Below are 12471 nucleotides of genomic sequence, written 5' to 3' on the forward strand. Positions count from 1 at the left end.
CCGTTGGGGACTGCGGACGCTGTCGGGAAATCAGCCGGCGTCGTCCTCGCTGACCTCCAGCGCCACCAGCAGCCGGTCGCCGCGCTGGTGGGGCTTGCCGTGCTCAGTTGCGCGCCGCCGGGATCCGTCCCTCGGCGGGACGCCGAAACTGCTCGACGGTCCCGCCGCGTACGCCGAGGCCGCCGCGGGCGGCCTGGTAGAAGTCGTCGCGGCCTTCGTCGGCCTGACGGATCATGGCGGCCAGGTCGGCCGGTGGGTCCGGCAGGCTCCGCGCCGCCTGCTCCAGCCTCCGCACGGCGGAGCGCCAGGTGGAGGCTGCCCGTACCGTGGCCGCGTCACCGAGCAGCAGGACTGCCTCCCAGGTCAGGGTATGACGCAGGTCCGCCTCGGCCAGCCGGGCCATCCCGTCCTCGCGGTCCAGGGCGGGGGTACGGGAGCCGGGGCGGTGACCGCTCAGCATCCCCAGGGAGACCAGGTGGATCTCCTTCACCGCACGGGTAAAATCGGCGTACGCGTCCAGCCGCCGCTCGTCCCAGCGGACCCCCTGGTTACGTCGCCATCGGCCCCGCTCCGTCACCGCCGTGGCGACCATCGTGCCGATGGTGCCGACCAGCACGCCGAGCAGGGCGGGCAACTGCGTCAGAACGCTATCCATGTGCTGAGCCTGTCATCTCGCCGCCTGACTGGTCTCGCCGTACTCGCCGCGGATGGGTAGGTAGTAGGCGGGGAGGAATCCGGCGATGATGGCGACGCCCGCGATCGGCACGAACGCGCCGACGAGGATGCCGGAACCGATCCAGATCAGCGCGAGCGCGAATCGGCGGCCGATGGCCCGGACGCCGAAGGCGCCGAGGCTGGAGTCCAGCAGTGTGGCGCGGCGGAGGTAGAACCAGATGACGTTGAACAGGGCCGCTGCCATCCACAGGGTGCTGCCGTAGACGAGGACCGCGATGCGCAGGCCCTGCTCCGCGCGGAGAGCGCCGGCGAGGAGGGACGTGGAGAACGGCAGGAACGCGATGACCATCAGGAGCAGCGTGTTGAGGAAGAGGATTCCCCGGTCGACGTGTCGGACGCGGTCGAACATGACGTGGTGGTTGACCCACACCTGCCCGATGAGCAGGAAGCTCAGCGCGTAGGCCAGGTACGACGACCACAGTGCCCCGAGGCCCCGCAGAAGGTGCCCGAAGTCCGGTGGCGGTTGGATCTCCAGGACGAGCAGCGTCACGGCGATGGCGAAGACACCGTCACTGAAGGACACCAGCCGACCCGGCTGACGGGTCAGTGGTGACGTACCCCTCTGGGCGTTCATGCACCAATCATGCTATATGCCGTTTTCGCCCCGCACGATGCGATCGAGGACGATCCGATCCAGTTGTCGGTGACAAGCCCGCAGTTGCCTCCCGCGACCGGACACCGCCTTACATCTGGAGGGCAGGGCCGAAGCACGGCGCGCTCAACGACACTCGTCTGCCGTGAGCCGTTCGCCGGACGGTCAGGGCCGCATCCGTTTCCGCGTGCCTCGGATCAGCAGTTCGACGAGTTTCGCGAGCCCGGCGGCGCCGTACGTGTCGTGCGCCTGTCGGACGGTCTTCAGCAGAGGGGCTGCGCGGTCGAGTGTCACGCCTTCCCGGGCGAGCACGTAGTAGAGCGCCAGCATGGCCGAGCGGGCGTTGCCGTCGTCGAACGGGTGGAAGAACGCCACGTCGAGATAGACCCGCGCGGCTCGGGAGGGCAGGGGCAGGTCGTCCTCCGTCGCCTCGAGCAGGCACGCCTCGAACCGGCGGGGAAGGTCGGCATGCCAGTAGTAGCGTTCACGGCCGCCCTTGGCCCAGGCCGGGCCATCGCGGAACGCGGGCTCCGGCACACCGAGTAGCGTGCCCTGCCACTGCGCGAGCAGGGCGAAGGTGAGCGGTCCACCCGCAGCCGCCGCCCACCCCGCCTGGTCGACCGCGGCGGCAAGCTGTGGGCCGTCCGTCGGACGGTTGGCCGCGTGCTCGGCGATGGCGTCCTCGCCCGTACCGACGGGGCCGGACACGGGCTCGGACGCGGTGCCCCAGTCGACCCGGGCACGAACGGCCTGCCACGTCTCCAGGTCGTCGGGGCGCCTACCCTCGGGGCTGCGCTCGTCTCGACCTCGCGTCGGCCGCGTGGCAGTCCGTGACGATGGCCAACCCTGCGGCCAGGTGTCGGGCCACTCGTCGGTGGCGTGGACGGAGGAAGGGGACAGGTCGACGCCGGACTGCGCGACCAGCTGCTGTGCCAGGCGCTCCGCGACATCGGCGACATCGGCGGCAGACGGCTGCACCCAGCTGCGGAATCGTCCGCCGATGGCGTCGTCGATCAGGGTCGAGTGGCGGTCCTCGGGCAGACCGGCTGCGACGAGAAACCAGGAGAGGACCTGCTTGCAGTGGCCGTACCAGCCGCTGTCGCTGCTTGTCCGGCCCACGGTCAGGTTCACGAGCTGGGCGACCGCGACTTCCCAGGCCACGACGAGGGCATCGGGTGATTCGTCGGGATCGGGCAGTGGCAGGAAACGGTCGAAGCGTTCGGCCAGATCCTCCAGCCAGGCTCGCCACTGGACCAGCGAGCCGGCGACGAGGGTCAGGGTCTCCTCCGGTGAGCTGATCGAGTGGGACACGCAGCACCATTCGGTGCCCGGACCACCGTCGTAGTCGCCCTCGCCCTGGGACCAACACCAGCCGCTGGCCCACCGTCCGTAGTGGTCGACGAGGGCGTGACTCACCGTCTCCCGCCACCGCTCGGCATCGCTGCGGCCGATGGACACAGACCCTTCCCAACGCGGCGTCGGTGGCACCGGAGGCCCGAGGCCACGCACCACATCGAGCACGTCGGTCGGGTCGAACGGGTGTCGCGCGGGGTCGACCTCCGGCCAGGTGAGCGAGTGCGGGGAGATTCGCTTCCACGTTTCGTCAGCCGTCATCGACGGTTATCCTGCCACCGGGCGTCGCGCCGCTATCCGCCGCTCTGCATCAGTGCGGCCCGCCCGCCGCGATGGACTCTGGCGTGGGTCGTCCCGTCCAGGCCCACATCTCCAGCGCGCGCCGGTCGACGAGCGTGATGTCGAGCTGTCGGGCGATCTGGATGCCGTCGCCTGCGGTGAAGAAGCTGTTCGTCACGAGCAGGCAGATCTCGCCACGGTGGATGTCCCGGCAGGTGCCGGCGAACCGCTGGATGGCGGCGCTGCCCACCCGGTTGCTGATGCTCTGCCGCTTGCACTGCGCCACGACGCGTCGGCCGTCCGGTGCGATGGCCGTGACGTCGGCTCCCCGGTCACCGGGGCCGCCGCACACCTGCACGTTCCGAAAACCGGACGCGACCAGGATCCGCGCGAACCACTGCTCGAACTCGGGCCCGCTCATCGCATCGGTCACCGCGATCAGCATGTCCCGCTCAGCCTGGTCGGCCCGCTCCCGGGCACGCTGCTTCGACGCGATGAGACCGACGGTGGTCGCCCCTGCCACGACGAGGCTCAGCACGACAGCGGTCCAGTATGGATGCCGCTGGACGACGCCGATGACCATGCGCACGAGCACGAAACCGACGACAGCGCACAGCACCAGAAACCAGCCGTTGGCCGACCTACTGCCACCGGACAGGCGGCGGACCGTCGATCGACGCCGGACACTGCCGGTGCGCCGCCTTCGGTAGTGGGCCCGGACCCGGGCTCCGCCCCTCCTGGTGTGTGATCTGACGTACGGCACGAGGCACCTCCTCGTTCGCGGAAGCCTCAGTCTCGCGGCAGCCTCCGACAAACCGCGTGCATGCCCGTCAAAAGTGTCCGGTACCCGTCACTCCCAATGCCGCTCCCCCGAACCGGCCACGCGGCCAGGGTGGCGTAGCGGCGTGCGCTCAAGGAACGCCGCGCTGGTCGAACTGACGCTGCACGAAATGCGCGACGCGCGGTCGCACCCGCTGGTAATCCGGTCCCACTTCGATAGCATCGGCCTGTACCTGTGCTTTTACGGCCATTGATCCGCTTGGTGCCGCCGATACCCTGCAAGTGCCGAAGCAGGGTCGGGCCTAAGGCGGGTACTGCATGCTGGCAACGTCGAGAAGAGTCAAGACGACCATGAGCATCTGGCGTCGCGGCCTGTGGCGGTACCGACTCACCACTGCCAGTGTCGTCCTTGCCGCCTTCGGCACCTCAACCGCGTTGAACAGCCCGCCCGTGGTCCTGAGCGTCGTGGCCGCCGCGGCTGGGGCTCTGGTGTCCACGCTTGAGATTCGCGCCAACCGGCGGCGGGCCAGGACCGTACGTTTCCAACCACGCGACGCCGACACGTACCGGGACATCGCCGAGCACGCGAGCGACCTGGGCCGGGTGTTGGAGAGCGCACGCAACATCGGCATCGTGATGACCGACGCGAGCGTTCGACTGCGACAGCAAGCCGTTGCGGTCGATCCCGTGATCAGCGAGTACGTCCTGCACCGCGATCTGAAGCCCTGGTCATTCGACTTTCTGGCCCGGCAGGCGCGCAGAGCGGTGATGCACAACGCGGCGGTGCTGGGGCTCGGCTCGGACCTGCCCGGGGAGGGCGATGACGGGGTCGTCGTCCTGCAGAGCGCCCACTACTTCGACTTCTTCTGCAGCAACGTGCTCGTCCCCTATGACGTGTGCGAGGTGGGACGGCGCAACCTGGCACTGCGCGGACGTGACCTCATCGTGGACCGCCACGGCCGACTGCGGACGTTCAGAAACAGCCGGCTGGCCAACATCATCGGTGTCTCCACGCTGGCCTTCACCTCCGACGGGCAATTGCTCCTGGTCGCCCAGACCAAGGACAACGTGGGCAGCCCAGGACTTCTCGCGCCCTCCGGCTCGGGTTCACTCGAACCGCAGGACGTGTCACCACAGTCGACACCGACTCTCCAGGAGATCATTCGTACCGGCGCGGAACGTGAGCTGCGGGAGGAATGCCACATCAACCCGTCCGAGATCGAGGGCAGCGACCTTCTGGGTTACGGCCGCTGGCTCAGTCGTGGTGCCACGCCCGAATTCTGCGCTGTCACCTTCCTGAACGTCGCCGGCGACCAACTGGTCGCCCGGGCCGTCCGCCGAACGGAGCGGCCCTACGTGGGGGAAGTCATGGCTGTCGACCTCACTCCGGCCTCCGGCTGGGACCTCCACCATCCGCTGGGGATCCTGCCTCCGGACATCCGGCACGCGGCGTCCTGGCCCCTGGCCTTCGCGCTGTCCTGTCTTGCCGAACGAATGGGCGACGACTCGTGGCCGGCGGGGAAGGAGTTGGCCGCTCGTCTGGATCAGTAGACCTGCCGGTCAGGGTATGACCGCGCGCGGTGCCGGCTACGCGGCCAGGGTGGCGTAGCGGCCGTTGCGGTTCAGCAGGCTGTCGTGGGTGCCGGACTCGACGATCCGGCCGTGGTCGAGCACGGCGATCTGGTCGGCGTCGCGCACTGTGGACAACCGGTGGGCGATGGTGATCGTGGTCCGCCCCTCGGCGAGCGCGTCGAACGCCCGCTGCACGGCCCGCTCGGTCTCGGTGTCCAGCGCGCTGGTGGCCTCGTCGAGGACCAGGACGCGCGGGTCGCGCAGCAGCGTGCGGGCGATGGCGAGCCGTTGCTTCTCGCCGCCGGAGAACCGGTGGCCACGGGAGCCGACCATCGTGTCGTACCCGTCGGGCAGCCCGGCGATCAGGTCGTGGATCTGGGCGGCGCGGGCGGCGTCCTCGATCTCGGTGTCGGTGGCGCCCGGCCGGGCGTAGCGCAGGTTCTCCCGGACGGTGCTGTGCAGCAGGTACGTCTCCTGGCTGACCACTCCGACGATCGCGGCCAGGTCGGCCAGGCGCAGGTCGCGCAGGTCGACGCCGTCGACGGTGACCCGGCCGGCGGTCGGGTCGTGCAGGCGGCTGACCAGGCCGGCGAGCGTGCTCTTGCCGGAGCCGGTCTCGCCGACCAGGGCGAGACTGGTGCCGGCGGGCACGTCGAGGGTGATCCCGGCGAGGGCTGCGGTGTCGCTGCCCGGGTAGCCGAAGGTGACGTCCTGAAGGCGCAGGTGCCCGCGTACCCGGCTGGGGTCGAGGTGGACCGGCTCGGCGGGGTCGGCCACGTCGACGGGCAGGTCGAGGTATTCGAAGATCCGGGCGAAGAGCGCCAGTGACGCGGTGAGCGAGACGCCCACGTTGAGCAGGCCCATCAGCGGCCGGAACAGGCCGCCCTGCAGGGCGGTGAAGGCGACCAGGGTGCCGATGCTCAGCGTGCCGGCGGTGCCGGGCAGGCCGGCGGCGAGGTAGATGACCGCCGGTACGGCGGCGAAGATGATGCTCATCGAGGCCATCCGCCAGCGGCCGGCCAACTCGCTGCGCAGCTCCAGGTCGACGAGTCGCTCCGAGGAGGCGGTGAACCTGTCGATCAGCGCGGGGCCGGTGCCGAGGGTCTTGGCCAGTTGCACGCCGCTGATCGACAGGCCCTCCTCGACTGTGACGTTGAGGTCGGCGAGTTCGCGTTGCCGCTGGGCGGTGATCTCGCGGCGCATCCGGGCGACCCGGCGGGTCAGCCAGATGGCCGGCGGCAGCACCACGAGCGAGACGAGGGAGAGCTGCCAGGAGAGTGCGACCATGGCGACGGCGGTGGCGACCACCGTGGTGAGGTTGGCCGCGACGGCGGTGGCGGTGGAGGTGACGACCGACTGCATACCGCCGATGTCGTTGGTGATCCGGGACTGCACCTCGCCGGTGCGGGTGCGGGTGAAGAAGCCCAGCGACTGTCGCTGGAGGTGGCTGAAGACGTCGGTGCGCAGCCGGTGCATGACCCGCTGCCCGACCTGGGTGGAGATCCAGGTCTGCACGACGCCGAGGGCGGAGGTCACGGCCGCGACGGCGACCATGCCGAGGACCAGCCAGACCAGCAGGGTCACGTCGCCCTGCGGCAGGGCGCGGTCGATCACGGTACGCAGGAGGAACGGGGTCGCCATCGCGATGATCGAGGAGAGCACGATGATCATGGTGACCACGGCCAGCGCGGGCCGGTGGGGGGTGAACAGGCGGCCGATGCGGCGCAGTGACACCTGGCGGGCCTGCGTCTTCTCTTCGGCGCTGAGGGTGCGGTGGCCGCGGTCGCGGCCCTTCGGGGTGGGTTCCAAGGGGCACTGCCTTTCGCTCGGATATGCTGAGGTTACCTCAACATGAGGGAACAACCGCATCGACTGCTACGGTATTCCGGTGACCGAGGACACCACCGGGACTGGCGACGACGACAGCCTGGCCGAGACGTTCTGGGCGGTGGCGTCCCGTTTGCGCCGACAGACCAAGGAGTCGTTGACCCCCTGGGACATCACGCCCAGCCAGTCCCGAGCCCTCGGTGTGCTGGGCCGACACGGCGAGGTACGCCCCGGCACCCTCGCCGAGCACCTGCGCATCGCGGCCCGCTCGGCGACCGAGGTCGTCGACGACCTGCAGGCCCGTGGGCTTGTCGAACGCCGACCCGACCCGGCCGACCGGCGGGCGACCCTGGTCGCCCTCACCGAGGAGGGCAAGCGCGTCGGCGCCGCCATCCGGACCGCCCGCCGAGCCGAGGCCGACCGCTTCTTCGGCCACCTCAACGACACCGACCGCGCCGAGTTGGCCCGCATCCTGCGTACCCTGCGCGCCTGACCGACGGCGGCCCGCCCGCCACGCGGCGGGTTTGCTCACCTCGCGCACGGGTAGCCAGCGGCCCCGTCCGGTCGGCGGGACCGGCCGTCACCGGCCGGGGGCGAGGTGACAGGAGGACGCTCGTGCCGCTGGTGCCACACCCGCACAACCGCCCCGGCTGATGTGCGGGATCAGCGGGGAGGCGCGCTTCGACGGTCGGTCACCCGACGCGGCGGCGGTCACCCGGATGACCGAGGCGATGCGCTCGCGCGGCCCGGACGACGAGGGCCTGCGCGCCGAGGGCTGGGTGACCCTCGGGCACCGGCGGCTGACCATCATCGACCTGTCCGACGCCGGCGGGCAGCCGATGGTGCGCGACGACCTGGGCCTGGCCCTGGTCTTCAACGGCTGCATCTACAACTACCCGCAGCTGCGCGAGGAGCTACGCAACGCCGGATACCGGTTTCACTCCACCAGCGACACCGAGGTGATCCTGGTGGCGTACGCGCACTGGGGTGAGCGTTTCGTCGACCACCTGGTCGGCATGTTCGCGATCGGGCTCGTCGACCGGAACCGGCGCCGGCTGGTGCTGGCCCGCGACCGGCTCGGCATCAAACCGCTCTACCTCGCCGAGACACCCGGGCGACTCCGGTTCGCCTCCACCCTGCCCGCGCTGCTGCGAGCCGGCGACGTGGACACCGGCATCGACCCGGTGGCGCTGCACCACTACCTGTCCTGGCACTCCATCGTGCCCGCGCCGCGCACCGTGCTGCGCGGCGTGCGCAAGCTGCCGCCGGCCACCCTGCGGGTGATCGAGGCGGACGGGCGCAGCCGCGAGGAGGTCTACTGGCGACCCGACTACGTCCGCGAGCCCGCCGACGCGGGAATGGACGCCGCCGACTGGCGGGTCGCCGTCGGCGACGCGCTGCGCACGGCGGTACGCCGACGGTTGGTCGCCGACGTGCCGGTCGGTGTGCTGCTCTCCGGTGGACTGGACTCCAGCCTCATCGTCGCGCTGCTCGCCGAGGCCGGGCAGCAGCACCTGCGCACGTTCAGCATCGGTTTCGACAGCCGGGACGGCGAGTCCGGCGACGAGTTCGGCTACTCCGACCTGGTGGCCCGCGCGTACGGCACCGACCACCACCGGATCCGGCTCGCCGACGACGACCTGGTGCCCGCCGTACGCCGTGCCGTGCTGGCGATGACCGAACCGATGGGCAGCCACGACGTGGTCGCCTTCCACCTGCTGTCCGAGCAGGTGGCGCGGCACGTGAAGGTGGCCCAGTCCGGGCAGGGCGCCGACGAGGTGTTCGCCGGGTACGGCTACCACCAGCCGCTGGTCGAGGCGCCCCGGCACGGTGCCGCCGAGACGTTCGCCGCCGCGTTCTTCGACCGTGGCCACGACGAGCTGCGGGCCATCGTCGGTCCGGCGTACGCGCTGGAACACGACGCCAGCCGGGACCTGCTCACCGACCACCTGGCCGCGCCCGGGGCGCAGACCGCGCTGGACGCGGTGCTGCGCCTGGACACCCACCTGATGCTGCCGGACGACCCGGTCAAGCGGGTGGACAGCATGAGCATGGCGTGGGGCCTGGAGGTGCGTACCCCCTTTCTCGACCAGGATCTGGTCACCCTGGCCGCGCACTGCCCGCCGGAGCACAAGGTCGCCCAGGGGGGCAAGGGCGTGCTCAAGGAGGTCGCCCGGCAGGTACTGCCGGCCGAGGTGGTCGACCGCCCGAAGGGCTATTTCCCGGTGCCGGCGCTGCGCAACGTGGACGGCCCGGTGCGCGAGCTGGTCGCCGAGGCGTTGCAGGCGCCGGCCGCGCGCGAGCGGGGGCTGTTCCGACCGGGGTACGTGGCACGTCTGCTCGCCGAGCCGGACCGGGCCGAGGCGGCCGCCGGCAGCAACAAACTGTGGCAGCTCGGGCTCCTGGAGCTGTGGCTACAGACGCACGACATCCGTTGAGGCGGCAAGGCGGTCAGTTCGCCACGGTGCGGGCGACCAGGTCGTCGATGACCGCCCGCAGGTCACCGGTGCGTTCCAGCACCCGACGCTGCCGGGTCGCGCCGGTGCCGTCGCGGCGCAGTCGGGCCAGTTGCGCCAACACGTAACCGAGGTCGCCGTGGCGCAGCAGGGCCGGGGCGATCACCGCCATCAACTCGTCGACGAGCGCCCAGGCCGGTCGGCTGCCGCCGCCACGCAGGTCGATCAGCTCGCCGTCGAGGCCGTCGTGCGCGGCCCGCCAGTGCGCGGCGGCGATCAGACAGTCGCGGATGGGCGGGGCCAGCACCCCGGCGCGGACGTCGTCGGCGAGGGTGGCGACGAGAGACCGGACCAGCGCGGCGACCAACACCGTGTCGTCGACTGTCGAACCGACGTCGCCCACCCGGATCTCCACCGTCGGGTAGGCCGACGACGGGCGGGCGTACCAGTAGACCATCGCCGCGTCGAGCATGATGCCGGCGGCGATCAGCTCGTCGACGGTCCGGTCGTAGTCGGCGGCCGAGTCGAAGTACGGCGTCGGCCCGATGCTGGGCCAGCGTTCCAGCTGCATCGACCGCCAGCTGGCGTGGCCGGTGTCGCGCCCGTCGTGCAGCGGCGAGTTGGTGGTGATCGCCTGCACCACCGGCAGCCACGCCCGCAGGTGGTTGCAGACCTGCACGGCCAGCTCCCGGTCGGGCAGCCCGACGTGCACGTGGCAGCCGCACACCGCCGGATCGTGCGCCACCGGGCCGTACCGGCGCGACATCGCGTGGTAGCGCGGCTCGTCGGGAACCGTCCGCTGCGGCTCGGCCAGCGGCGTGGCGCCGATCGCCACCAGCCGGGCCCCGGCCGCCGTGGCGGCCTCGGCGGCCCAGTGGCGCTGCGCCACCAGGTGCGCGCGCAGCTCGCCGAGGTCGGCGCAGACCGGCGTGACCATCTCCACCATGCTGTGCCGGAACTCCTGGCGGCTCTGGTCGCGGGCGGGGCCGCGCAGCGCGGCCCGCACCTGGTCGGCCACCGGCAGGTTGCGCCCGCTGTCCGGGTCGAGCAGCAGGAACTCCTCCTCCACGCCGAGCGTGAGGGTGGACAGGTCGGGCACGGTGTCGACGGCGGTCGGACGGTACGCCATGGCCCCTCCCTCATCTCCTGCTGCGGCTGGGTGCCTCGGGTTCCCGGCCGCCCCTGCGGCAAACGCCCCGCTCAGGGCGGCGCCAGGGCCGTCGCGCGCGCGGTGAGGAAGGCCCGTTCGGCCACGTTGTCCGTCAGGGCGACGGCCGTCCGGTACGCCTCGACGGCCTCCCCGCCGCGACCGAGCCGGGCGAGCAGGTCGGCACGGACCACGTGATAGACGTGGTAGCCGACCAGATCGAGGCGGTCCACCTCGGCCAGCGCCACTGCCGCACCGGACACCTCGGCGAGCGCGACAGCCCGGTTCAGCGCCACCACCGGGCCGGCGGCGAGCACCGTCAGCTGGTCGTACAGCGCAAGGATCTGAGCCCAGTCGGTGTCGGCGGCGCGGCGCGCGGCGCTGTGCACGGCGGCGATCGCGGCCTGGATCTGGTACGGGCCGGGCCGGTCGCGGCGCAGGCAGCGGCGGACCAGCGCCTGCCCTTCGGCGATCAGCGCGGTGTCCCACAGTTCTCGGTCCTGCCGGGACAATGGCACGAGCTCACCGTCGGCGGTGGTCCGCGCCGGCCGGCGGGACTCGGTGAGCAGCATCAGGGCGAGCAGGCCGAGCGCCTCCGGTTCGTCCGGCATCAGCTCCACCAGCAGCCTGGTCAACCGGATCGCCTCGACGCACAGTTCGGCGCGGATCAGGTGCGGGCCGGCGCTGGCCGTGTATCCCTCGTTGAAGATCAGGTAGAGCACCGTGCGGACGCCGTGCAGCCGGTCGGGCAGGTCGGCGTCGTGGGGCACCCGGTACGGGATCCGCGCGTTGCGGATCTTCGACTTGGCGCGGACCAGTCGCTGCGCCATCGTCGGCTCGGGCACCAGGAAGGCTCGGGCGATCTCGGCGGTGCTCAGGCCGCCGAGCAGCCGCAGGGTGAGCGCGACCCGCGCGGCCGGGGCGAGCGCCGGATGGCAACAGGTGAAGATCAGCCGCAGTTGGTCGTCGCGCACGGGTCCCTCCTCGACGGGTTCGTCGGCGGCGAACAGCAGGGCCGCCTGAGCCTGCCGCTCGGCCCGGGACGCCTCGCGGCGCAGCCGGTCGATCGCCCGGTGACGGGCGGTGGTGATGATCCAGCCGGCCGGACTGGGCGGTGGGCCGGTGGTCGGCCAGCGGGCCACCGCGACGGCGAACGCGTCCTGGACGGCCTCCTCGGCGAGGTCGATGTCGCCGAGGAGACGGACCAGGACGGCGACCGCACGCCCGTACTCGGCGCGGAACACCGCCTCCACGTCGGGCACGGTCAGTCGCCGGCCCCGCCCTGGAAGGGACGCACCTCGATCGGCAGGGTGGTGGCCAGCGCGTAGCGGCGCCCCCAGTGCAGGGCGGCGTCCAGGTCCGCCACGTCGATGATGGTGATGCCGCCCAGGTGTTCCTTGCCCTCCACGAACGGCCCGTCGGTGACCAGGACCTCGCCGTCGCGGGGGCGCAGCACGGTGGCGGTCTCCGGGCCGTGCAGGCCCTGCCCGAAGACCCACGACCCGGCGGCGGCCAGCTCGTCGCGCAGCTCGCCGACCTGGCGCATCACCTCGGCCAGGAATGCCGACTCCGGCGGTAGCTCACCCTGCGGCTGGTGAAGGCTGAGCAGGTACAGCGTCATCGTTCCTCCTCGCGGGTGGTCGGCGCGTCGCCGACCTCTCATCCTCCACACGATCGGCCGCCGCCGGATTCGACAGGCCGGCGGAAAGTTCTCGGCGGCCGTCCCGGCC

General features: G+C 71.5%; 11 protein-coding genes. 3 read left to right on the forward strand and 8 right to left on the reverse strand.

Features of this window, described 5'->3' with window-relative positions; translation table 11 throughout:
- Window positions 1-103 precede the first annotated feature (103 nt).
- From AB0B14_RS24420 to AB0B14_RS24435, 4 genes are all read right to left on the reverse strand, one after another.
- The gene (locus AB0B14_RS24420) at window positions 104-655 is read right to left on the reverse strand and encodes a hypothetical protein (RefSeq protein ID WP_357063328.1); all 552 of its coding nucleotides are present in this window, start codon (window positions 653-655) and stop codon (window positions 104-106) included.
- 12 nt (window positions 656-667) lie between these two features.
- A complete protein-coding gene (locus AB0B14_RS24425; RefSeq protein ID WP_357063330.1) occupies window positions 668-1309 on the reverse strand; it encodes a TMEM175 family protein in 642 nt (213 codons plus the stop codon).
- Window positions 1310-1492: 183 nt separating this feature from the next.
- A complete protein-coding gene (locus AB0B14_RS24430; protein ID WP_357524351.1) occupies window positions 1493-2941 on the reverse strand; it encodes a Fic family protein in 1449 nt (482 codons plus the stop codon).
- Between the two features lie 49 nt (window positions 2942-2990).
- The gene (locus AB0B14_RS24435; RefSeq protein ID WP_357524352.1) at window positions 2991-3554 is read right to left on the reverse strand and encodes a restriction endonuclease; all 564 of its coding nucleotides are present in this window, start codon (window positions 3552-3554) and stop codon (window positions 2991-2993) included.
- 536 nt (window positions 3555-4090) lie between these two features.
- On the opposite strand from AB0B14_RS24435, the gene AB0B14_RS24440 reads away from it, so the two are divergent.
- Window positions 4091-5290: a hypothetical protein gene (locus AB0B14_RS24440; protein WP_357063339.1), complete on the forward strand. Its 1200-nt coding sequence runs from the start codon at window positions 4091-4093 to the stop codon at window positions 5288-5290.
- A 36-nt stretch (window positions 5291-5326) separates the two neighbouring features.
- On the opposite strand, the gene AB0B14_RS24445 is transcribed toward AB0B14_RS24440, so the two are convergent.
- Entirely contained in the window at window positions 5327-7120 is a 1794-nt protein-coding gene (locus AB0B14_RS24445) for an ABC transporter ATP-binding protein (RefSeq protein WP_357524354.1), read from the reverse strand.
- Window positions 7121-7199: 79 nt separating this feature from the next.
- On the opposite strand from AB0B14_RS24445, the gene AB0B14_RS24450 reads away from it, so the two are divergent.
- Window positions 7200-7631, forward strand: coding sequence for a MarR family transcriptional regulator (locus AB0B14_RS24450; protein WP_357063344.1), 432 nt, complete (start codon window positions 7200-7202; stop codon window positions 7629-7631).
- A gap of 160 nt (window positions 7632-7791) precedes the next feature.
- Window positions 7792-9576: an N-acetylglutaminylglutamine amidotransferase gene (locus tag AB0B14_RS24455; protein ID WP_357524356.1), complete on the forward strand. Its 1785-nt coding sequence runs from the start codon at window positions 7792-7794 to the stop codon at window positions 9574-9576.
- 13 nt (window positions 9577-9589) lie between these two features.
- Here AB0B14_RS24455 and AB0B14_RS24460 read toward each other — a convergent pair whose 3' ends face one another.
- The 3 genes from AB0B14_RS24460 to AB0B14_RS24470 form a co-directional block, all read right to left on the reverse strand.
- Window positions 9590-10723 (reverse strand): glutamate--cysteine ligase, encoded by a 1134-nt coding sequence (locus tag AB0B14_RS24460; protein WP_357063349.1) that lies wholly within the window; start codon window positions 10721-10723, stop codon window positions 9590-9592.
- A 71-nt stretch (window positions 10724-10794) separates the two neighbouring features.
- Entirely contained in the window at window positions 10795-12003 is a 1209-nt protein-coding gene (locus AB0B14_RS24465) for an RNA polymerase sigma factor (RefSeq protein ID WP_357524358.1), read from the reverse strand.
- Between the two features lie 2 nt (window positions 12004-12005).
- On the reverse strand, window positions 12006-12362 hold the full coding sequence (locus tag AB0B14_RS24470; protein WP_357524360.1) for a YciI family protein: 357 nt from the start codon (window positions 12360-12362) through the stop codon (window positions 12006-12008).
- Window positions 12363-12471 lie beyond the last annotated feature (109 nt).

Source organism: Micromonospora sp. NPDC049171, assembly GCF_040648275.1.
Classification (GTDB): Bacteria; Actinomycetota; Actinomycetes; order Mycobacteriales; family Micromonosporaceae; genus Micromonospora.

Excerpts from the sequence above, each read along its gene's own strand:
- AB0B14_RS24420 (WP_357063328.1), bottom strand. The coding sequence starts at position 655 with ATGGATAGCGTTCTGACGCAGTTGCCCGCCCTGCTCGGCGTGCTGGTC.
- AB0B14_RS24425 (WP_357063330.1), bottom strand. The coding sequence starts at position 1,309 with ATGAACGCCCAGAGGGGTACGTCACCACTGACCCGTCAGCCGGGTCGG.
- AB0B14_RS24430 (WP_357524351.1), bottom strand. The coding sequence starts at position 2,941 with ATGACGGCTGACGAAACGTGGAAGCGAATCTCCCCGCACTCGCTCACC.
- AB0B14_RS24440 (WP_357063339.1), top strand. The coding sequence starts at position 4,091 with ATGAGCATCTGGCGTCGCGGCCTGTGGCGGTACCGACTCACCACTGCC.
- AB0B14_RS24455 (WP_357524356.1), top strand. The coding sequence starts at position 7,792 with ATGTGCGGGATCAGCGGGGAGGCGCGCTTCGACGGTCGGTCACCCGAC.
- AB0B14_RS24460 (WP_357063349.1), bottom strand. The coding sequence starts at position 10,723 with ATGGCGTACCGTCCGACCGCCGTCGACACCGTGCCCGACCTGTCCACC.
- AB0B14_RS24470 (WP_357524360.1), bottom strand. The coding sequence starts at position 12,362 with ATGACGCTGTACCTGCTCAGCCTTCACCAGCCGCAGGGTGAGCTACCG.